The 20,043-nt window shown below is 33.1% G+C and carries 18 protein-coding genes; 7 read left to right on the top strand and 11 right to left on the bottom strand.

Annotated features, from left to right (window positions below):
• Positions 1 to 223: 223 nt before the first annotated feature.
• Positions 224 to 2,692 carry a zinc-dependent metalloprotease gene (locus FJV36_RS00925; protein WP_158729118.1) on the top strand — a complete coding sequence of 823 codons (2,469 nt, stop codon included), beginning with the start codon at positions 224 to 226 and terminating at the stop codon, positions 2,690 to 2,692.
• A gap of 250 nt (positions 2,693 to 2,942) precedes the next feature.
• Complete coding sequence (locus FJV36_RS00930; protein ID WP_158729119.1) at positions 2,943 to 5,267, top strand: PAS domain S-box protein; 2,325 nt, start codon at positions 2,943 to 2,945, stop codon at positions 5,265 to 5,267.
• 42 nt (positions 5,268 to 5,309) lie between these two features.
• On the opposite strand, the gene FJV36_RS00935 is transcribed toward FJV36_RS00930, so the two are convergent.
• From FJV36_RS00935 to FJV36_RS00950, 4 genes are all read right to left on the bottom strand, one after another.
• The gene (locus FJV36_RS00935; protein WP_158729120.1) at positions 5,310 to 6,728 is read right to left on the bottom strand and encodes an adenosine deaminase; all 1,419 of its coding nucleotides are present in this window, start codon (positions 6,726 to 6,728) and stop codon (positions 5,310 to 5,312) included.
• 279 nt (positions 6,729 to 7,007) lie between these two features.
• Entirely contained in the window at positions 7,008 to 8,252 is a 1,245-nt protein-coding gene (locus tag FJV36_RS00940) for an NAD(P)/FAD-dependent oxidoreductase (protein ID WP_158729121.1), read from the bottom strand.
• A gap of 64 nt (positions 8,253 to 8,316) precedes the next feature.
• Positions 8,317 to 9,558, bottom strand: a complete 1,242-nt coding sequence (locus tag FJV36_RS00945; RefSeq protein ID WP_158729122.1) for an MFS transporter — start codon at positions 9,556 to 9,558, stop codon at positions 8,317 to 8,319.
• Complete coding sequence (locus FJV36_RS00950) at positions 9,555 to 10,082, bottom strand: GNAT family N-acetyltransferase (protein WP_158729123.1); 528 nt, start codon at positions 10,080 to 10,082, stop codon at positions 9,555 to 9,557. Before FJV36_RS00950 ends, FJV36_RS00945 begins: the two co-directional genes overlap by 4 nt.
• Before the next feature lie 160 nt (positions 10,083 to 10,242).
• Between FJV36_RS00950 and yaaA the strand changes: the two genes are divergently transcribed.
• Positions 10,243 to 11,001 (top strand): peroxide stress protein YaaA, encoded by a 759-nt coding sequence (gene yaaA / locus FJV36_RS00955; RefSeq protein WP_158729124.1) that lies wholly within the window; start codon positions 10,243 to 10,245, stop codon positions 10,999 to 11,001.
• Between the two features lie 38 nt (positions 11,002 to 11,039).
• On the opposite strand, the gene FJV36_RS00960 is transcribed toward yaaA, so the two are convergent.
• The 4 genes from FJV36_RS00960 to FJV36_RS00975 form a co-directional block, all read right to left on the bottom strand.
• Positions 11,040 to 12,623: a DHA2 family efflux MFS transporter permease subunit gene (locus FJV36_RS00960; RefSeq protein ID WP_158729125.1), complete on the bottom strand. Its 1,584-nt coding sequence runs from the start codon at positions 12,621 to 12,623 to the stop codon at positions 11,040 to 11,042.
• 77 nt (positions 12,624 to 12,700) lie between these two features.
• A complete protein-coding gene (locus tag FJV36_RS00965; protein ID WP_158729126.1) occupies positions 12,701 to 13,780 on the bottom strand; it encodes an HlyD family secretion protein in 1,080 nt (359 codons plus the stop codon).
• A 9-nt stretch (positions 13,781 to 13,789) separates the two neighbouring features.
• Complete coding sequence (locus FJV36_RS00970; RefSeq protein WP_158729127.1) at positions 13,790 to 15,115, bottom strand: TolC family protein; 1,326 nt, start codon at positions 15,113 to 15,115, stop codon at positions 13,790 to 13,792.
• Positions 15,105 to 15,731 (bottom strand): TetR family transcriptional regulator, encoded by a 627-nt coding sequence (locus FJV36_RS00975; protein ID WP_158729128.1) that lies wholly within the window; start codon positions 15,729 to 15,731, stop codon positions 15,105 to 15,107. The genes FJV36_RS00970 and FJV36_RS00975 overlap by 11 nt, the downstream gene beginning before the upstream one ends.
• Before the next feature lie 188 nt (positions 15,732 to 15,919).
• Here FJV36_RS00975 and FJV36_RS00980 point away from each other — a divergent pair, with 188 nt between their 5' ends.
• The 3 genes from FJV36_RS00980 to FJV36_RS00990 all read left to right on the top strand — a co-directional run bounded on the left by FJV36_RS00980 (position 15,920) and on the right by FJV36_RS00990 (position 17,889).
• The gene (locus tag FJV36_RS00980) at positions 15,920 to 16,498 is read left to right on the top strand and encodes a TetR/AcrR family transcriptional regulator (RefSeq protein WP_158729129.1); all 579 of its coding nucleotides are present in this window, start codon (positions 15,920 to 15,922) and stop codon (positions 16,496 to 16,498) included.
• Positions 16,499 to 16,531: 33 nt separating this feature from the next.
• On the top strand, positions 16,532 to 17,164 hold the full coding sequence (locus FJV36_RS00985) for a nitroreductase family protein (protein WP_158729130.1): 633 nt from the start codon (positions 16,532 to 16,534) through the stop codon (positions 17,162 to 17,164).
• Positions 17,165 to 17,331: 167 nt separating this feature from the next.
• A complete protein-coding gene (locus FJV36_RS00990) occupies positions 17,332 to 17,889 on the top strand; it encodes a DUF4494 domain-containing protein (protein ID WP_158729131.1) in 558 nt (185 codons plus the stop codon).
• A 117-nt stretch (positions 17,890 to 18,006) separates the two neighbouring features.
• On the opposite strand, the gene FJV36_RS00995 is transcribed toward FJV36_RS00990, so the two are convergent.
• The 3 genes from FJV36_RS00995 to FJV36_RS16405 form a co-directional block, all read right to left on the bottom strand.
• On the bottom strand, positions 18,007 to 18,516 hold the full coding sequence (locus FJV36_RS00995; RefSeq protein ID WP_158980762.1) for a GNAT family N-acetyltransferase: 510 nt from the start codon (positions 18,514 to 18,516) through the stop codon (positions 18,007 to 18,009).
• Positions 18,517 to 18,633: 117 nt separating this feature from the next.
• Positions 18,634 to 19,077: a phosphotransferase gene (locus FJV36_RS16400; RefSeq protein WP_370514391.1), complete on the bottom strand. Its 444-nt coding sequence runs from the start codon at positions 19,075 to 19,077 to the stop codon at positions 18,634 to 18,636.
• Positions 19,078 to 19,094: 17 nt separating this feature from the next.
• Positions 19,095 to 19,628 carry a hypothetical protein gene (locus FJV36_RS16405; protein ID WP_233264587.1) on the bottom strand — a complete coding sequence of 178 codons (534 nt, stop codon included), beginning with the start codon at positions 19,626 to 19,628 and terminating at the stop codon, positions 19,095 to 19,097.
• A 141-nt stretch (positions 19,629 to 19,769) separates the two neighbouring features.
• Between FJV36_RS16405 and FJV36_RS01005 the strand changes: the two genes are divergently transcribed.
• The coding region (locus tag FJV36_RS01005; RefSeq protein ID WP_158727848.1) for a DUF4372 domain-containing protein at positions 19,770 to 20,043 on the top strand (274 nt) is incomplete at its 3' end.

Here is a 20,043-nt window from a genome sequence, read left to right on the forward strand (position 1 = left end):
TTAAGTTGTACTAAAATACCTAACCCAAAAGAATTTCTTTTGGGTTTTTTTATGTTTTTTATCAACTCTAAAACTAAATTAGAAAAAAAACAAAACTTCGTTTTAATATATCTAACCATGTCTTTTTATTAGTTGTTAATTAATTGTTAAATGGAATAATATAATTCAGTAAAGCTTGATTTACATTTATTTTTGATAGCAGATAACCAATAAAAACTAATAAATGAAGAAATTTTTCATTTTTACTGCTATTACTCTTGCCAGTCTTGTGCCTCTAGAAAATCAGGCTCAATCTAAAAAGGAGAAAGACAAAAATACCGTTGTAGCACCACCACCAGAAAAAAAACCTGAGTCAGCCATTAAGGATTATGGAAAAGTAATTACAAAAGACGCTCAATCAGATGAGGGATTGTTTACGGTGCATAAAGTAGACAAAAAGTATTTTTTTGAAATTCCCAATAAGCTCTTAGATAAAGACATGTTACTAGTGAGTAGATTGTCAAAACTACCTTCAAATTTAGGTGGAGGATATGTAAATGCAGGTTCTGAAACGAATGAACAACTCATTGTTTGGCAACGTTTTCAAGATAAAATTTTAATAAAACTAAAATCGTTTAATGCGGTTGCTGCCGATAGCTTACCAATAAGCATTTCGGTTAAGGCTAATAATTACGAACCTACACTTTTTGCTTTTGATATTGTGGCTTTTAGTAAAGACTCTTTGAATACAGTGATTGATGTAACTAAGTTTTACAATACTGATGTTCGTTCTATAAGCGGATTATCAGCAGAAATGAGAGATACTTACAAGGTGAGAAACCTTGATGAATCCCGCAGTTTTATCAATACTATGAAAAGTTTTCCTATGAACATTGAGGTAATTCAGGATTTTACCTATAATGCCTCAAAACCACCCGTTCAAGTTGATGCTGAAACAATCAGCATTCAAATGAATCAATCGATGATTTTGTTGCCAGAAAAGCCCATGCAGCCCAGACTAGCTGATGATCGGGTAGGATGGTTTACGATGGATCAAATTGATTATGGTAGCGAAGCCTTAAAATCAGATAGTAAAAGATACATTCGCCGCTGGAGATTAGAACCGAAAGATCCTGTTGCTTACGCCAAAGGGGAGCTTGTAGAGCCTGTAAAACCAATTGTATATTATCTTGATCCTGCTACTCCTGTTAAGCTTAGAAAGTACATCAAGCAAGGAATTGAAGATTGGCAAAAGCCGTTTGAAACAGCTGGTTTTAAAAATGCAATTATTGCAAAGGATGCTCCAAGCAAAGAAGAAGATCCTGATTTTAGCCCAGAGGATATTCGTTATTCAGTGATTCGTTACGTAGCAAGTACTACAAGAAATGCTGTTGGACCTAGCGTTTCTGATCCACGTACTGGAGAAATTATTGAGAGTGACGTAATTTGGTATCACAACCATTTACGTTCGTATAGAAATCGTTATTTACTAGAAACAGGTGCAGCAAATCCTTCGGCTCGAACATTGAACACTAGTGATGAAGAAATGGGCGAAATGATGCGAATGGTTATTGCGCATGAGGTAGGACATGCACTCGGTTTTCCACACAATATGGGTGCAAGTTGTGCTTATAATACAGAGAGCTATAGAGATGGAGCTTTTACTCAAAAAAACGGAATAGCAGCAAGTTTAATGGATTATGCTCGATACAATTATATTGCGCAGCCAGGAGATAAAAATATTCGTTTCATTCGTCAAATGGGTCCTTATGATCATTATGCCACAAATTGGGGGTATAGATACATACCAAACGCTAATTCACCAGATGCTGAAGTTCCAAGTTTGGATAAGTGGATTATGGAAAAAGCAGGAGATATAACCTATAAGTTTGGAAGTCAAAGTAGTAGTTTTGACCCTACTTCACAAACAGAAGATGTAGGTAATGACGCCATGAAAGCTAGTACTTATGGATTGAAAAACTTACAATATGTTGCAACTCATTTACCTGAGTGGACAAGTGATGTGACTAATAATTACGAAGACCTTGATGAGTTATACAAAGAAATGCTAGATGTGTGGGGCAGGTATGTAGGGCATGTTGTTACTAATATAGGAGGAGTGTACGAAAGTTATAAAAAACCCAATCAAAAAGGAAGTGTATATAATGTTGTGCCAAAAGAAAAACAAATTGAAGCCATGCAGTGGTTGCAGGCTAATGCATTTGCTTCTCCTACATGGATTGTTAATCTAAATACCTTAAAAAATCTTGACTACGCTGGATATACAGAGCGTTTTAGAAACATACAAGCCCGTTTTTTAAATAGTGTTTTAAGTTTTGAACGTTTAGGTAGGTTACTAGATGCAGAAATCGTAGGTGCTACAAATTATAAGGCGTTAGATGCTTTGGCAGACATGCGTAAAGGAATTTGGAAAGAAGCTTCGGCTGGAGCCAATGTTACTATCTACAGACGAAATTTACAAAGAGCCTATATTGAACGAATGGCTTTTTTAATGAAAGAAGAAATTAAATCAGGACGTCCCTCAGATTATTATAATGTAGCGCAATCTGATGTAAGAGCTCTTGTGCGCGGGGAATTAAATGTACTGAAAGCACTTTTAACAACAGCGCGCTCTGGTGCTATTTCTGTTGAAACAAAATACCATTATGAGGATAGTATAAAAAGAATAGATCTAATTTTGAATCCAAGATAAAGCTAGGTCTCCTTTCCTAATTTTATAATTTGCCTCCAGATGTTTTTACATTTGGGGGCTTTTTTTTGATACTAAGTCTTTAGAATCTTAGTTGATATTTTCTTGTTTTTAATTCAATTTTGGATTTGAGTCGTGTTTTGAGACTGATTTTACGCAGTCTTTTAAGAAAAAAACAAATAATTTTTAAGTATTAGTGTTATAAATCCATTTTTTTATTTGTAAATTTCCAAGTAAATCAAAATCTTTTCAAATGAAAGTTTATCCAACGCCTGAAAATGAAATTGAACGCCTTAAAGTACTCCAGGAATACGCTATTTTAGATACCATTTCAGAGAAAGAATATGAGGCTATTACGCAACTTGCTTCTTATATATGCGGTGTTCCTATAGCGCTGGTGAGTTTAATTGATAAAGGCAGACAATGGTTTAAGGCTAGTGTAGGGCTGGATGCAAGTGAAACATCTCGAGAAGATTCTTTTTGTCAATATACCATCATGAACAATCATGTTTTTGAGGTAGAAAATGCAACTGAGCATGAATTATTCCATGATAATCCACTGGTCTTGGGAAACCCAAATATTAGGTTCTATGCAGGAGCTCCATTGCTCAATAAAAATGGATTTGTTATGGGATCGCTTTGTGTTATTGATACAAAACCAAATAAATTAAACGAAGAGCAAAAAAAAGCTTTGCAACTTTTAGCCAATCAAGTGGTAGCATTACTAGATGCTAGGAAGAAAAATTTAGAATACTTAGACTCTCAAAAAGAGTTGCAAAATTTCATCGATCTTTCTCAAGATTTAGTTTGTATAGCAAATTTAGATGGACTTTTTTATAAAGTAAATCCAGCTTTTACAGCGGTTTTAGGGTATGAAAAACACGAAATAGAGGGAATGCCTTTTATAGATTTTGTTCATCCAGAAGATGTTCAAAAAACGAATATGGAGGTTGAAAAACTAGCCGATTTAAAGCAGACCATAAGTTTTGAGAATAGATGTAGAACTAAAGACGGATCTTATATAAATTTGAGTTGGAACACTTCACCTGATCCAGAAACTGGTAATTTATACGGAATAGCTAGAAATATTCAGAAAGAAAAACTGGCAGAACAGCATTTAAAAGAGGTGAACTATTTGCTAGAGGAGTCACAGCAAATTGCAAAAATAGGTAGTTGGAATTATAGTTTTATTTCAAAAAAATTAATTTGGTCTGATGAGCATTATCGTATTTTTGAAATGAATGCAATGCCCACAGATGAGCTAGTTGCAAAATTTAGAACAGTAGTACATCACGATGATTTAATAGTTTTGGATAAAATTATTGAAGAGGTCTCAAAAACGGGAAAAAAGTTTAAAACAAATTATAGAATAGTTTTTCCAGACGAAAGGATAAAATACATTCTGGCCATGGGAGAACCAGTAATGGATAATCAAGGTTCGATTGTTGCCCTAAACGGTGTTGTACAGGATGTTACAGATATTACGGTAGCAGAGCAAAATCTTAACGAAAAATCTAAAGAAGTTAAAGATATTAGAGCAGCACTCGACGAAGCAGCCATAGTATCCATATCTAATAAAAAAGGGAAATTAACGTTCGTCAATGATAATTTTTGCTCCGTTTCAAAATTTGATAGAGAAGAATTATTAGGAAAAGAACAACCAAATATGGCTACTTTTTTTGAAACTGAAATAGGAAAACAAATTTTAGACAATATTTACAGCGGCAAAACCTGGAAAGGGGAGTTAAAACATAAAGCAAAGGACGGTAGCTACTATTGGGAAAATAAAACAATTGTTCCGTTTTTAAATAATAAAGGAATTCCATACCAGTACATTTCAATAGGGACTGATATTACCGATAGAAAGAATGCCGAAGAAAATTTAATTGCTGCTCTTGATAGTTTAGAAAAGAAGAATAGAGAGCTAGATGAATATGCTCATGTAGTGTCTCATGATTTAAAGTCACCTTTAAGGGCTATTTACAATCTCTCTGAATGGATTGTTGAGGACATGCCTGATATGCCAGAAAATGTAAAAGGAAATTTTGATCTACTTCGACGCAGAGTTTCCAGAATGGAAAACTTAATTAACGGTGTTCTTGAATATTCTAAAATAGGTCGTATTGAAATTGAAAAAGAAAGTATAGATGTAAATGAGCTTTTAGAACAATTAATAGACTCTATTGTACCTGATACTTTTGAAATTACAATATGTAATAATTTTCCTATTGTATTTGCTGAAAGGATTTTATTGCAGCAGGTTTTTACTAACTTGATTAGCAATGCTGTGAAATACAATGATAAACCAAAAGGAAAAATAGATTGTTCTTACCAATCTTTGAAGGATTATCATCAATTTACCATAAAAGATAACGGACCCGGAATTGCAGAAGCTTACCAACAAAAAGTGTTTAAAGTCTTTCAAACAATTGAAGCTCGTGATGTAAAGGAAAGTACCGGAATTGGATTGTCAATAGTGAAAAAAATAGTTGAGGAAAAAGGAGGTGTTATCTATATTGAGAGCCAAGAAGGTGAAGGATGCAGTTTTATATTGACAATACCAAAATGTAAAAATTAAAACTAAGATCCAAACTTAATGACGTTATTGGATAAAGCCCTTTTACATTTTTGAGAATTGATTCTCAAAGTTGGTAAAACGTTTGTCTAAATCCAGAATCAATTGTTTTTTCACCGCTTCCTCTTTTATAAAACTGAAGTGTATACTGTTATAAACGTATTGTTTGATGTCCTTGTACGTAACTTGGTTGTATCTTTTAGCGAGTAGAACGTATTGTTCAGTCATATTTGTACGCAAAATTCCAGCGTCATCTGTGCTAATAACTATGGGTACTCCGAACTTTTTATACAACGTAAAGGGATGACGTTGTTCTTTTACCTTTAAAATAAACTCGTTACTCACTAAATTGATCTCAATTGGGATGGTTTTAGAAGCCATAAATTGCAGTAATTTATAGGCATCTTTTTCATAAGCCATATCTACTCCATGACCTATTCTATGGGCTCCAGCCGTATGAACAGCAGCACCAATATGCCATGTTAATTCTTCGGGTTGAACAAGACCTAGGGTTAGTTCGCCAGCGTGCATGGTATATTTTACATTTGGAAAACGGGAATTACAATACTTAAACATCAACATGTGCAAGCCATAATCTTTCATAGAGGTTTCTCCATCTTCTGGTGATACAATGTTTACACCTGCCATAAGTTTACTATCATTCGCAGAGATAAATGCAATCACAATGTTTTTAAATAAATCAACAGGCTCCATAAATCGTAATACAAAATTTTGATAACGCATGGTAAACTGAGCATCATCAATTTTAAGATCATTATGTAGTTTTGATACAAAATTCGTGTTGAAATTTTTAGCATACATTTCAGCATCTCTTTTTTGGAAAATGATAAAAAGAGAATCCAATGTTTTGAGTATTGCTTTTTCATCATTGGCTGCAGCCAATTGCCTTAATCTTAAATCGAATTTTACTAAATCATCCGTTTGCAAAGTATTTGGAATTGTAGACAATTGTGTTTCAATATAACTCACATTTTCGGCTATAGCTCTTTTTTTAAGCTCTAATAAGCCTTGCGCAAAATTACCTTCTTTGGCGGGTTCAAATTTCATGAATGATTCAAAAAACAACTTATCAGACGGGTAATCTACATAGTTATAATCTTTAACAGACCATTTTTGCATTATTTTTTGTTTGAATAATGCCAGCGTACCATTAGCCTTAAGCGCAGAAAATAAGGACCAATTTCCTGAATTTTCTTTTACTTTTCTTACGTCCATGGTTTCTGTGTTGAGGTAGAAATCCTCTTTTATGGCGTGTTGCAATAAGGGTTCGGCATAAATAGATCCCGAAAAATGGTGGTGTAAATCTCCTCCTTTAGGCATTTGCGAAAAAAATGCAGTGAGTTCTACTTCATTATTTCTAATTTTTTCAAAGTAAGTATCAGCGTTTTGTGCGGAAACATTATTTAAGATAAATGCAACTAATAGGGTATATACTAATTTCATGTGTTTTAATTATAGCTTAAGTGATAGGAGTGCCATTTTCAAAAAGTGAAATGGATTAAAATATAGCAGCTCTTAAAAATCTTTTAACTTTTAAATGGTTGTAATAGCTTGCAAAATTAAGCAATTTCGTTGTCTGTTTTTACAACTGATAAAAAAGTTTATTTTGAGCACTTTGTTGCCTCTCCGAAATTAATTTTTCTAAAAAGGTGTTGTTAATTTTTTTTAGTACTTTTTCTTTATTAGAATTTTGAAAATAGGGTTTGTTGTAAAGGCTTAATTTTATTTAGATTTCATAATGGCTTCGGCTGCAAGTCTACCTGTTTTCATGGCAGCATTTATAGACCCATTGAGTAAGTTATCTCCACAAATAAATACATTTTCGGATGTTTTCAGCGTATCACTAGATATTTCGTTTCGAACTGATTCTTGGTTGGGCAATGCATATTCTATTTGATATGATTTAATCATCTTCCAAGATTCAACTTGATCGCCATACCATTGTTTCAGTTCTAGTTTCATGTTTTCCGCCAGAGTATTTTCGTCAAGAGTAGGGATACCATTATAAGAAACGGAAATAAGTATTTTACCTTGTGGAGCGTATGCCTTAGACACATTAGTCATTACGGTCATGTTATTCACCCATTTTTTATGAGTAGAAGCATTTAGAACAACGACTGCTTTGTTTGTAGGTGCTTTATCAGCTACAAAGTACATATTGGTGACTTGCTGTGATTGCATTTTTTGATTTGGAAAATGTGTTTGAGTTAGTGTATTTGCATTTGTAGCCAATAAAATTTGGTTGGCTTCAAAAACTTTACCCTCATCAGTTGTTACCGTATTGCTATCTACTTTTGTTACTTTAGTATTGTATGATATACTGCCTTCAGGGAGCATTTTTACTAATTGTTTCGGGATTTCTTCCATTCCTAACTCAGGTACGGCAACATCACCATCTGAAAACATTTTCATCACAAAATCAAACATTCTGCTAGAAGTTTTTAAGTCGTTTTCAAGGAAAATCCCGGATAGGAAGGGAGCATAAAATCGTTCAATCATTTTTGAACTAAAACCATATTCTTTTAATTGTTGTAAAGTAGTTTGTTCTTTTTGTTCAAAAATAGATTCAATAGTTTGTTTTTGAAGTTTGTTTTTGAGCCACAACGTATTCAGTTTGTCTTTTATAGATCCCACAGGCGCAAATAGTGTTGCGAGAGTAGCAGATGGTCTTCTAAAAGGATCAGCAATTTCAAAGCTCCCCTTGTCATAGAGTACAGTAGCACCCGGCAGCATTTTTTTTAGATTCAAGGCTTTGTAATCCAGCAAAGCTTTCGTTTCTGGATAAGCAGTCAATAAAACCTGAAAACCTCTATCAAAAAGGAAACCGTCTTCTGAATCTGTTTTTATTCTTCCTCCTGCGCGTTCACTACTTTCTAAAATCAGTACTTTTCTGCCTTGACGGTGTAAATAAACCGCTGCTGTTAATCCTGATATTCCTGCTCCTATAATTACAACGTCTTGTTTCATGATTTAAATTTAGACAAAAATAATTCAATTAAATTGTATTTTACTCTTGCAAATAAGATGATTTTTATTCAGAATAATCTAAGTCAGTGTCAAAAGTTTCTTTGAGTTTAAAGAGCGCTACTAATGCTATTATGGAGAGAAGCGTACCCACCACCATAGCCGCAAGGATAATATTTCCATTAAAAAAACGATCTCTAAAAAAACTATAAACGAGTAAGATTACAGGGAGAGACCCTCGTACAAAATTTGGCACTGTTGTAGTTACTGTTGCCCGAATATTAGTACCAAATTGTTCTGCAGCAATTGTAACAAACAAAACCCAGTATCCTACAGAAAATCCCATTAAAAAACACAATGCATAAAAGACCGTTGTAGTTACACTAAAGGCGTTTAAGAAAATAAATACCATGATTAAATTTAAAAGTAGAAAAATAGTCATCACAATTTTTCTGCTTTTTAACCACTGACTTATTAATCCACTTGCAATATCACCAAAAACGAGTCCGCCATAGCACCACGCAATAGCTTTACCAGCTGCAATTGTTTCGTAACCTTGTACTCCAAGTGCTTTTGCAAATTCTGGCGAGAAAGTAATTAGTACTCCTACCAAAAACCACAACGGAACTCCAATAAGAATGCATTTCAGGTATTTATAAAATCTAGTTTTATTGGAAAACAAAGACAGGAAATCGCCTATTTTTTCGTTGCTTTTATGTACTTCTTTAAACATTTTTGATTCTGAGATTTTAATTCTTAAAAAAAGAAGTAACAATCCTAAAATTCCACCTGCATAATAACACAAGCGCCAATCTTGAAAAACTTGATATACTAAATACGCAGCTACAGCTCCCGAAACACCTACAGAGGCTACAATCATTGTACCATATCCTCTTTTTTCTTTAGGTAAACTTTCAGTGACTAAGGTAATTCCCGCGCCTAATTCTCCGGCAAGGCCAATGCCAGCAATTAATCTCCAAAAAGCATATCCATCTACTGTGGTGACCATACCATTAGCAATATTTGCAACAGAATACATGATTATAGAGCCAAATAAAACAGAAATCCGACCTTTTTTATCACCAAGAATGCCCCAAAGGATTCCTCCAAAAAGCATCCCAAACATTTGCATGCTTATCAAATATTCACCTTTGTTACGAATGGCATCTCCTGTAATTCCTAAATCAATAAGACTATCTGTACGAACAATTCCAAAAAGTAATAAGTCATAAATATCTACAAAATAGCCTAAGGCTGCCACAATAACAGCTGCATTTAGTATTCGAGTTGGTTTTTCTGTTGCTGTCATGCGTATTTTATTTTCAATTGCATTAATAAGTCAGTTTGTTGTTCTTCACCCATTAAAAATAGGTGTTTGTCAAATTCAATAAATCCATTTTTTCTATAGAATTGCAATGCTCTATGATTTTCCTCCCAAACGCCTAACCAAATGTACTTGACTTGCTTTTCATGACCCATTTGTAATGCAAAATCAAATAATTGTTGGCCAATATTTTTTCCGTGATAGGATTGTAATACATAAATTCTGTGTATTTCAAGCGCATTCGTATCTTGTGGCTCTGTTTGAGCATCGCCAGTGTTTAACTTGAGATAACCCACAACTTCATTATTCAAAAAAGCAATAAAAAATTCCGATGAGGGATGTTTTAACTCTTTTGTTAATTGTTCAATATTTAATTTTTCTGTAATGTAAGAATTAATATTTTCGGGGGTATTGACAGCTGCGAATGTTTCAGTAAAGGTTTGTATGCTTATTTTTTGTAACAGCGAAAGGTCTTTTAATGTGGCTTTTTTTATTTGGATATTGTGCATAGAAATGGTTCTGGTTTTTACCAAAAATAAATAAAATTCCGATTGATTTTTATAATCTATGACACTATTCGACAAATCAATTTAAAGATTCTTGAAATCTAATTTTCAATTAGTACTTTTGGGATTACTAATAAAAAAGAGTTCGAGAAGAATATTGTGTATGAAAATTGTGATATCGCCAGCTAAATCCTTAGATTTTGAGAAGAAATTGCCCGTTGAAACGTTTACTAAGTCTATTTTTTTAAAAGAGTCAGCTGAAATTCATTCAGTTTTAAAAGAAAAAAATCCAGCTGATTTATCAGTATTAATGAGCATTTCAGAGAAACTTGCTGATCTCAATTGGAAACGAAATCAAGAATGGAAAACTCCATTTACTCCTAAGAATGCTCGTCCAGCAGTGTACACTTTTGATGGAGATGTGTACGTAGGATTAGATGTATTTACCCTTTCACCTTCAAAAATTGAAATTTTACAGGATAAATTACGCATACTATCTGGACTTTATGGCATATTAAAACCATTAGACTTAATGCAGGCGTATCGATTAGAAATGGGTACAAAATTACCTATTGGCGAAAGTAAAAATCTTTATGAGTTTTGGAAACCTTCCATTACTAAAGCTTTAAATAAGGAGCTAAAAGAAGAGGAGTTGTTTGTTAACTTAGCGAGTACCGAATACTTTTCGGCTGTTGATGTTAAGTCATTAAAAGTTCCTGTTGTTACACCTGAGTTTAAAGATTATAAAAACGGCAAACTCAAGATTATTAGTTTTTTTGCTAAAAAAGCCCGCGGAATGATGGTGCGTTATATCATAGATACCAATGCAGAAACTATTGAGGATTTAAAAGGTTTTAATTATGATGGATATCAATTTGATGCCACAGAGTCAAAAGGAAATAACTTAGTTTTTACAAGATAGAAGAAAAACCGTTAATCAATTTTAACGGTTTTTTTATGTTAATGCATAGCATCAGCGGGATTTATTTTATTTTTTCCTTTTTTTATCAAAAGGATAAATGGAATACAAAACAAGAACAACGCTCCTAGATACATGAAAATATCCATGTAAGATAGCACTGAACTTTGAACCATGATTTTGTATTCTATAGCTTTATAGGCTTTTGCCAATGCTTCGTTCTCAGGATACCCCTTAGACATGAAACCTAATTTAAACTGCTGTACAGTTTTTTGTACCTCATAGGATGTTTTGTCTAAATGTGCAATTAAATTTACACGATGCTCCTGATTAAAGCGGGCTATAAATGTGGTTATAATGGCAATTCCAAAAGATCCTCCTAGCTGGCGCATCATTCCTGTAAAAGCAGCTCCTTCACCAATTCCTTTTCCTTTTAAAGTAGATAATGAAAGTGTTGAAATAGGGACAAACAATAATCCCAAACTAATTCCTCTCATGATAAGTGGCCAGTACAAATGTTCCCCTCCAGAGTCTGGAGTTATAACACTTTGCATCCAAAAAGTAAAAAAGAAAAATAACAAAAATCCGGCAGCAACCATATACGTTTGCGGAAATCCTCTTTGAATCAATTTCCCTATAAAGGGCATCATGATTCCAATTGTAATAGAACTAGGAATAAGCAACAATCCTGCATCTAGAGCGCTCCAACCTAATACAGATTGTGTATAGATAGGAATTATAAAAGTTGAACCATATAAACCAAAACCTAGGATAAAACACATGATAGTTCCTATTTTTAGATTTGTATCTTTTAAAACCCTAAGATTTACAATAGGATATTCATACGTAAGCTCTCTCCAAATAAAAAGTAATAAACCAAATACAGTTATTACACTCAAAGTTATTATAGTAGTATTATTGAACCAGTCATCTTGCTGCCCGTGTTCCAGAACGTATTGTAAGGAACCTATAAATGCGGTTAATAGGATAATACCCCACCAGTCTACTTGGCTTGCTTTTAGTTTGTTACCGTATTTTGGACTTTTTACAAAAGACAGGGTTAATAACGTAGCAATAATTCCTAGGGGTATGTTGATGTAAAAAATGAAAGGCCATGAAAAATGATCTACAATATATCCACCAAGTGGCGGTCCAAGTGTAGGTCCTACAATTACGCCCATGCCGTATATAGCTTGAGCCATTCCTCGTTTTGCTATAGGATAACTTTCAGTAATAATGGTTTGTGCTGTAACTAATAAGGCACCACCACCTAATCCCTGAATAAACCTAAAAGTTACGAGTTCCCATATATTGCTTGCGTTTCCACATAAAAAGGAGGAAACCGTAAATATAATTATGGAAATAGCAAAATAATTTCTTCGACCAAATTGTTGTGACAACCAGCTTGTCATAGGGATTACAATTACATTAGCAATTGCATAAGCCGTTATTACCCAAGCCACATCAGTAAGTGATGCTCCTAAGCTTCCACGCATATTGTTTAACGCCACGTTTACAATGGTGGTATCTACAATTTCCAGCATAGCACAAAGTACTGCCGTAATTGTTATTATGATACGTCTAAAACCGTATTCTACTAAATCATCTTCTCCCGATTCAACCATTTTATAACTAAGTGTAAACTATCATTAGAGTTAAATTTTGCCGTCTTTATCAGTTCTAGATTAACATTTTAAAATGCTTAATCTATTCTAACATCAACATCTACATTCATACCAGGACGCAATAATTTAATTTTCTCGGTATCATTTGTTGCGTCTAAACTAATTTTAACGGGTAATCTTTGAATTGTTTTTACAAAATTTCCAGTGGCATTATCTGGCGGAAGCAAAGAAAATTTAGAACCCGTAGCAGGAGAAAAGGAAGTTAAGGTCCCTTGAAAATCATAATCTGGATAAGCATCGACCTTTACAGTTACTTTTTGGCCAACTACCATTTTGTTAAGTTGAGTTTCTTTAAAATTAGCAACTACCCATGCTTCGTTATTATTGATGATATAAAATAAAGATTGTCCAGGTTGCACTAGTTGTCCCGGTTGTATGTCTATTTTAGAAACTTGTCCATCTATTGCTGCAGTGATAACGGTGTAGGATAAGTTAAGCTTAGCAGCATCAAGTAATGCTCTTGCGCGCTTAATATTGGCAGCAGCTACCTCAGTTTGTTTGTTAGAAACTTTTGATTTTGCAACAGTAACTGATTTTTGAAAAGCGCTGGCTCGTTCTTGTTGTTGTAAAACACGAACCTGATTTTCGGCTTCCAATTTAGCCGCTAGTGCCTGCTCATATTGTTGTTTAGTAATAGAGTGGCTTTTGTATAAATTCTCATAACGAATGTAATCACTCGTTGCACGATCTAATCTTATTTTTGCAGTTTGAATGTTACCACCAGCAAAAAGCACATTAGCATCAGATACTGATATGCTTGCAAGTGCGCTACCAATATCAGCTTTTGATACCTCTAAATTGCCTTCTGCACCTACAAGCGCAGCGGTAGCTTCATCAATTTTTAATAAATAATCTCTTTTATCAATTGTAAAAAGTGTATCTCCTTTTTTTACAAAATCATTATCCTTAATATATACTTTATCTACATATCCAGAAACTCTAGGGATTATTGGGTTCATTTTCTTTTCAATTTGTGCATCATCAGTTTCTTCATGTGCTAGTGAATGCATGTATTTAAAAGTACCATATGCGCCACCCAAAACTACTAATGCTACTAGGATAATTATAAATTTCGTGTTTGTTTTTTTCTTTTCCATGGTAGTAGTTTATTTATGAGCGAGATTGAATGATTGTGATAATTGACCTGTAACCGAGAGTAACTCGTAATATTTTTGAATACTATTGGCTTTCGCCAAAGCTTTATTAATTTTTGAATTGAGTTGCTCTACATCAGCTTCAAGCAAATCATTTGTGTCAGATAGTCCGTTGTCATATTTATCTTTAACAATACGATAATTTTCTGTAGCTTGTTCTTGTGCTTCCGTATAAACTACAGTTTGTTTTAAAGCAAGATCATAGTCCTCAATGGCTTTTTTGACTTGTGTCCGAATATAATCCGTTAAAATTGCTTCGTTATTTTGCACTTCTATAACTTTATTTTCAGCAATTTTCACCAAAGTTCCGTTTTTCAAAAGCATACTTAAATCATACGAAATTCCTACGCCCACATTCATAGCATTTTGAACTGTTATGACATTGCTTAAGTCTAGTGCCGTGTACCCGCCCACAAGCGCTATAGTAGGATAGTAGGAGCCTTTTGATATTTTGACACCTGTTTCAATAGCTTTACCTTGATGTTGTAACGCTTTTAAATCTTTCCTATTCTCTAAGGCTGGTAATTCATTAGTGGGCACATTTGTCATTTGAAAATCAGCAAAATCAGCTTCTCTAATTTCAAGCTGCGTTTCTGGATTTAATTTTAACAGTGTAGTTAAATAAAAATTGATCGTTTTTAAGTTGTTTGTGGTTTCATCTAATGATAACTGAATTTTAGAAACTTGAAGTTTAGATTTCAACAAATCATTTCTCGGAATTATACCGTTTTTTTCAAGTTCAATAAAATCCTTTACTCTTTGTTTAGCACTTTTTTGATTTTCCTTTAAAATTTCAATTGTTTTTTGTGCTTTGTATAAACTTGCGTAATACTCAATTACACGCAAAGCAATTTCCTCTTTGGTTTGTTCTGCATTTGCCATTTCTGCTTGGTACAAATAGTCCTGAGCTTTAATGTTATTTTGGAGTTTAAAGCCTGCAAAAACTGGAACTGTAGCAGTCAATTGTCCTACCATCAATTGGTTGACAACAGGCATTTGTTGTGGAGCACTACTTTGATTTAACTTAAAATTGATACCTGCATTTGCTAAGCGTTGGTATTGCCCGGAAAGTTTTAAATCTGGATATTGATTGTTTTTCGTGGCTTGTAACTCGAGTTTTTTTGTTTTGATCTTAGTGTTAGCTAAAGTAATCTCATTACTTTTACTCCAAGCCATGTCTATTGCTTCGGTAAGCGTAAGACTTGTTTTCTGTTGTGCTTCTACAGCTGAAATCCCGATGAAGAAAATCCCAAAGAGCATGAATTTACTAGCTTTCATATATTAGCAAGGCTTTTATTGTTTGTTGAATGTGATTAGTCAAATTGGTCTTGATATAATTGTTATATAAATCCTCTGTTTTTAAATTCAATAAATTCTCAAAAAAAGGTTTGTTCATGTGGAAATGAAAAAAAGTTCCTAAAATAGTAGGTGTTATAAGCGGTATAATAACATCTTTTCTAAAAATTCCTTTTTTTTGTCCTTCTTCAATAATCAATTCTAGGGATTTTAAATTTCCTTTTCGCAATTCAGAGAACGCTTGAATGTTTTGTTCTCTTTTTTTGGAAGTAAACTCAAAATGTAAAATGCGATAAATCCCCTTATTAAGGTTTATCCTATCGATGTAAAGAGCTATTAATTTGTTAATTTTTTCAAGAGGTTCTAAATCTTCCTGTAAAAGCTTGTCTAGTTGGAGTTTTAAATCTGAAGTGCGGTAGAAAATTAATGATTCAAGCAAACGCTCTTTGGAACCAAAATAATAGGAAACCATAGCCACATTAATTTGGGCTAGTTTAGCAATGTTCCGTATTGAGGTACCGTCAAATCCTTTTTCTGAGAAAAGAGTTTCTGCAACTTCTAGGATTTGAATTTGTTTGTCATTAAAATTATTTTTCAAACGAATCTTTTTTAGGCAACAAAATTAAACATGTGTTTAATTTAAACAGCTGTTTAATGTTTTTTTAACTTTTTTTTAACAATATTATTTAATCTGCAAATTAACTTTTGTTTATGAACGTTCATTCTTTTTTTTGAATATCTTTGCACAATGATATAGTTTGAGTTGGTTTGAACGAGAAATAGAGTATGGCACAGTTACAAAAAAGTATTGATAAAAGAACTGCATTATTGAAAGCTACATTACAGCTTGTCAATAATGGAGGAATTCAAGGGGCATCCATGGCTAAAATTGCCAAAGAAGCATCTATATCACCAGCTACCATTTATCTTTTTTTTGATAGCAAACAAGAATTGCTTAACCAGTTGTATCTTTCTGTAAAATCTAATTTTGCTCATGCTGCATTTAGTTCACATGCGCCAGGGGATACTATTCCTAAACAGTTTGAAACCATTTGGCACAACATGGCACAATACAAATTAGAACATCCAGAGGAAGCATCGTTTTTGTCGCAATGTGATAACACCCCTATGATTGATGATCAAACCAGACAAGAAGGATTGCTTTTCTTGACTCCACTTTTTGATTTATGGAATGAGGGAATAAGCAAAGGGATTATTAAAAACTACTCACCCTATTTATTGTATGCCCACTCTATATACCCTATGGCGTTCTTAATGAATATAAATAGCAAAGATTTGTGTACTGCGGATGAAAATATTTTAAACGAAAGTTTCCAGATGGCCTGGGATAGCATCAAATCTTAAAAATATAAATAAATTTAATATACTAAATACAACATGGAATTAATAGACAAATTAAAATGGAGATATGCTGCAAAAGCAATGAATGGTGAAAAGGTTTCGCAAGAAAAATTAGATACTATTCTTGAAGCCGCAATTCTTGCACCAACATCTAGTGGTTTGCAACCTTTTGAAATAATGGTAGTCACTAATCAAGAGATCAAAGAGAAAATAAGAGTTATAGGATGGAACCAATCTGTGATTACGGATTGTTCACATTTGCTTGTTTTTGCTGCTTGGGACACCTATACTGCAGAGCGTATCAATACCATGTTTGATCTTACAAATGAGATTCGTGGTTTTAAAAATGAAGGATTTGAAAATTACAGACAAATGCTTTTAAGCAGTTATCCGCAAAAAGATCCAGAAGTTAACTTTCAACATGCAGCTAGACAAGCGTATATTGCTTTTTCTATGGCTATTGCAGCAGCTGCTTTTGAAGGGGTAGATACAACACCAATTGAAGGTTTTGATCCTGATGCTCTTGATGAAATTTTAGGTTTAAGAGATAAAGGACTTAGAAGTTGTGTTATACTTCCTGTAGGGTACCGCGATGCTAAAAACGATTGGTTATCAGATTTAGTAAAAGTTAGAAAGAGTAAATCAGATTTGGTTACTTTTATTGACTAGTTCTAATAAAATTATCTTTTAAAAAATCTCTCCAAGTAGGAGAGATTTTTTTGTTTAGAATGGAAAATGATTTTTTAATTAGAACGTAATTTGTGAATATCTATTTGAAAAAAAAGGTGATTTTTTTTCTTTAAAAATTATCTTTGGCATCCTAAAAAATAATTGAAATGAGTAATATTTGGTACGAATGCAAAGTAAAATATAGAAAAACAGATGAGACTGGTGGTCAAAAAATTACTACCGAGCCTTATCTTGTAGATGCTCTATCGTATACAGAAGCCGAAAGTAGAATTAATGAAGAAATGGCAGCATATATTAGTGAAGAATTTAAAATCACCAATATTAAAGTGGCCAATTATGCTGAAATTCACCCTTTTGAAAATGCAGACAGATGGTTTCGTTCTAAAATTTCACTAATTGCTTACGATGAAGAGAGCGGAAAGGAACGCAAAACGAATATGTATGTCTTAGTGCAAGCTAATGATGTACGTGAAGCCTATGACAATACCATAACAATCATGAAAGGAACCATGGGGGATTACACCATTCCTGCTGTATCTGAGTCAGCTATTATGGATGTTTTTCCTTATTTCAGTGGTGATGAAGGGGAACTTGAGCAATTAGAACGATTTAATGCCTTAAAAGCTTCAAAACCAGATATTACTCCAGAGATAGAAGATCACATGGAATTTGTAGCCGAAGCAGAGGAAGAAACTATAGCATAATTGGAAGCTTAGTTTATTAATTATTAGCTATACTTTTTAAACACGGTTTACAGACCTCTTCTTTGCTATCAGCAAAAACATAAGGGATTTGTAAACCGTTTTTATTTTGCAGACGGATTACGGTTTTAGTATTTTTTCAAAAGCTTTTCGAGGACTTCCTCTAAAAAAAACTTCGCCGCAATATTGATATCCCAAACTTTCAAAAATACGCAACATAGGCAGGTTATCATAGTTGGTATCTGCTTTTATGCTATAAATGTTTTTTTCAAGTGCTAGTTCTTCAACATATTTTAAAATCATTTTTGCAAGTCCTTTTCCTGTTTGGCTTTCGCCAATGGCAATTCGGTGTACCACCAAAAAGTCGTTATTTGTTAGCCATTTCCCTTGAATGTTTTCATACGCAGGCTCATCATTGAAGTAAACAGCTGTGTAACCAAGTATTTGATTTTCTTGTGCTAATACATATCCAGCGCCTTTTAAAATATCGTTGTTTACAATTTCTGGATTGGGATAACCATCTTGCCATTGTGTACTTCCCTCATTTTTTCTTCGCAAAATAGCGTGTTGCAAAATGGTCCAAATTGCAGCTGCATCTGTTTGATTTGCTTGTCTAAAATGAATGTCCATAGTAAAGGTTTTTTTGGTGGTTACTTTTATTAATTGGTGTTAAAATAAGTCTTTGAACTATAATTCATGTACTGTTTTGTGTATGAAACGGAAATGTATTTCAATAAAACTAAAGCATTAATTTTTAGTATTGTTGTTTCGCTCACTGTATTCAATCCAGTTTTTTATTCTTTCAACATACATTTTGAGATAGTTTTCAGTAAAAAAGATATTGGACCAATCAAATCTCTTCGCTTGTATTCCTAAATAAAAAATATAAATAGATGCTCCCGCTTCTGGAATTAAATTAATTTCTTCATTTGATAAACGTCTTATTTTTTGATAACCATTTAAAAAACTTGTAGCTTTTTGTTCATATACATTTTTGTCTGACTCAATAAAAAACAACTGTTTGCAAAAATAGCCCACATCTAAAATTAATGCACCATGGCCACAATTATCAAAATCAAAAATAGTGATTTCATTATTTTTATTGACACTTAAATTATCATACCAAATGTCTAAATGTACTATGCCTTTTGTAATGTCTGAAATATTGCTTTCGGTAGCTTTTTTTGTTATTTTAAAACTTAATTCTTTTAAAAATTCATTTCGTCTAAACCTTCAGAAAAGTAGGTTTTTAAAATGTGGTATGATTGGTTTAAAAGAATTTCAGAATCGTAATACACTCTCTCTATTTTTTTATTTTCGGTAATAGTATGGATTTTAGCCATTAATTTACCAATTGAATAACAAGTCTCCTTAGACATAAAACGCATCTTTTCACCTGCAGCAAATGAAAAAAGAACTGCGTACCGAATTCCTTCTGGAGCATTAATTTCTTGAATGAAATTCCCTTTTGTATCTAAAATTGGATATGAAACCGAAAGAGAATTTTCTTTAAGTAAATTTAGAAGTTCTAATTCTTGCTCAATTTCTAATTTAGTTCGCCACTTATAACAGTAAACTCTTAAAACAAATTTAGTTTCATTTTTCGAAATAAAGTAGGTGTGATTTACACCTGTTCGGTACAATTTACAATTATAATCGTCTGCCAATTCGTACCTTTTTTTGATGAAATCCCCTAATTCTTTTTCTGACAATGTTGAGGCTATTACTGGAAAAGTGACCATCTAATGTTTTTTAAAATAAATGAAATTAAATTATGATTCAAAACCAATAGCGTCCTAAACATTTAAAAAAAGAAAAGAAAAAGAGGGTAATTTTTGTATCTCAAATTAACTTTGAGTTGCACAACAAAAAAGCCCTCTTCTATGTCAAATATAACTTTGTTTTCTCAAATAATTTCAAAATTAGATCGTTCAAAATTCAGCAAAATAGTTGCAAGGAAAGAAACCGACAAGCACAATAAAGGATTCAGTAGTTGGAATCATTTAATTTCAATGCTTTTCTGCCAGTTTGCCAAGAGTCAATCTGTTCGAGATATAAGCAACGGGCTTCGTTCGGCTACAGGGAACTTAAATCATCTTGGAATCAACAAAGCTCCCTCAAAATCTTCAATTAGTTATCAAAATAAAAATCGTTCAC

Origin of the sequence: Flavobacterium sp. I-STPP5a (genome assembly GCF_009764685.1) — a bacterium.
GTDB lineage: Bacteria > Bacteroidota > Bacteroidia > Flavobacteriales > Flavobacteriaceae > Flavobacterium.